Below are 1,951 nucleotides of genomic sequence, written 5' to 3'. Positions count from 1 at the left end.
TTTTGAGTGAAACGAAAAAATGGGTAAGTGCGCCCTTCGGGATTTGTCATACAAAACTGAAATTCGTTAAACGATTGCCTATCCTGCCATAGCGATTTTTGTTTTTTGGCGTTTAGTCGTGACTAAGATCGTGGAATTAATCTCTTTAAACCATCTTCAAATTCTTGGTCGCTTAATTCCCCTGAAACGTATTGATCATAGAGCTGCTGATGTTCTTCTGTAATTTCTAGGTCGTAATATTCACGGTCTGATCTGTTCAAAAAGACTCGTTCCAAACGTCGGTTTTTTTCTGTATCCATGATCACTCCGCATATTCATTGAATTTGGGTGCATAGACATATCGGCGATATTCAGGTTTGAACTGAAACGCTACTCGACCCTCTCCAACGTCCTGTACTTCCTCAGAGGACGAAATCATTTCTTCCGTGGTGATTTCATCTTCAGGCTTGAGAATCCCCTTTAAAACGCCTCCTGTTGCGATAAAACGCATCTTATGGACTTGTTTGGTCATCTCATGCAGCCAAGCACCCTTATCACCCTCTAAAGCCAAATCAGACGGTTTTACGCTGTATTTGAGCGTTTCACAGATTGCCTTGTCGAGTTGTTTGCGCCCTTTTTCGTCTAAAGTGGCTTTTACGGCTTTCACGTTCACCGATGGCAAGTAGTCAGCTCGCAAGGCTTTCGCCCACATTTCGACCCAATCGCCTTGTTTTATATAATTAATCGTGAAGTAACTAGGCTTAACCAACAGCAAGGCATGAAAATGCGGATGTGCCATCATTTTTCCATCGTTCCCCCTGGTCACTTCCGTTGTTCTTAAAAAACCTGCTACACCTGACTTAAATCGCTTAGTTTCAATCAGTCGCTTCCATGAATCATTCATGTGCTTCAAAGTGTCACGCAATTCGGTAACAGGCGGATTTTTCACAGTCAGAGTTAGGAATACCCAACGATGGGTAGGAAAGCGTTCCTGAATATTTGGCAATTGCTGAAACATAACTGCCCTCCAGAGTAGAGATCTGCGCCACTGACATACAGGACAATGACGGACACGGCAAAAAAATGCTTGCTTGAGAACCAATTTTCCCTGATCGGGATTAACTCCAAATTTCAAAATACCTGAACAGCCGTTAATTCGGTCTGCATATTTTGAGAGTTCAACGGAGTAGTTATAGAGAATTTTAACGGATTCAGCATCGGAGCGATGTTCATCCCAAGAAACTTCATGAGGTGAAATTTCTGTTAAAAAATTGATTCCAAGATCGGAATTATGGCAAGATTGAGTCATTAAAAAGCTCGTTTAAGTTTTGTTGGATCGCACCTCAAAATTTACGGGCTTTTTATCTATCTGTCAAACCATGCTAAAAGCCACGCCACACAAGGCATAGAGCCACATTTTTAATATCGAAGTTATCCCTTAATAATAAATACAAGGAAAAACACCCCAAAAATCCCCATTTTTGCCCCCTTTTCAGATGCCTTTTTTTTGATTTTTCACCCCTAGCCAATTCGTGATGATTTTTCAGTAATGCACGCTTCCGCGTTTCTCATTCGAGAAACAAAAATCGGGTCGTCGCTTTGCTCGGTTTTTCCCGCTTAGAATTTTTATGGGAGCTTGTAATCAAGGAAGAAAGGTTTTGGAATTTTTATGATGGGGTCGTCACTCGTAGACACTCGTTCGGCTTTTCCCGAAATAACATGAAGGGCGCACTTTACCATTGGAAAAAATCCAATGGGTGCGAAACGCCAAAAAGGGAAAATTTCCAATTTTTCATTTTTGGCGTTCTTGGGGTTAAGGGGTCGAACCCCTTACGCAACGTCCGTTTTTGAGTGAAACGAAAAAATGGGTAAGTGCGCCCTTCGGGATTTGTCATACAAAACTGAAATTCGTTAAACGATTGCCTATCCTGCCATAGCGATTTTTGTTTTTTGGCGTTTAGTCGTGACTAAG

General features: G+C 41.6%; 2 protein-coding genes. Both read right to left on the bottom strand.

The window, feature by feature from the left end; all coding sequences use genetic code 11:
- Positions 1–122: 122 nt before the first annotated feature.
- Positions 123–299, bottom strand: a complete 177-nt coding sequence (locus FTV43_RS15230) for a hypothetical protein (protein WP_179995815.1) — start codon at positions 297–299, stop codon at positions 123–125.
- Between the two features lie 2 nt (positions 300–301).
- Positions 302–1,288, bottom strand: a complete 987-nt coding sequence (locus tag FTV43_RS15225; RefSeq protein WP_179995814.1) for a protein rep — start codon at positions 1,286–1,288, stop codon at positions 302–304.
- Between the last annotated feature and the right edge of the window lie 663 nt (positions 1,289–1,951).

This window comes from Acinetobacter sp. YH16053 (genome assembly GCF_013417035.1).
Lineage (GTDB): Bacteria > Pseudomonadota > Gammaproteobacteria > Pseudomonadales > Moraxellaceae > Acinetobacter > Acinetobacter towneri.
The sequence above is the reverse complement of the archived record's forward strand: the minus strand, read 5'-3'. Positions and strand labels throughout refer to the sequence as shown.

Coding starts and splice junctions, on each gene's coding strand:
- FTV43_RS15230 (WP_179995815.1), bottom strand. CDS start 299: ATGGATACAGAAAAAAACCGACGTTTGGAACGAGTCTTTTTGAACAGA.
- FTV43_RS15225 (WP_179995814.1), bottom strand. CDS start 1,288: ATGACTCAATCTTGCCATAATTCCGATCTTGGAATCAATTTTTTAACA.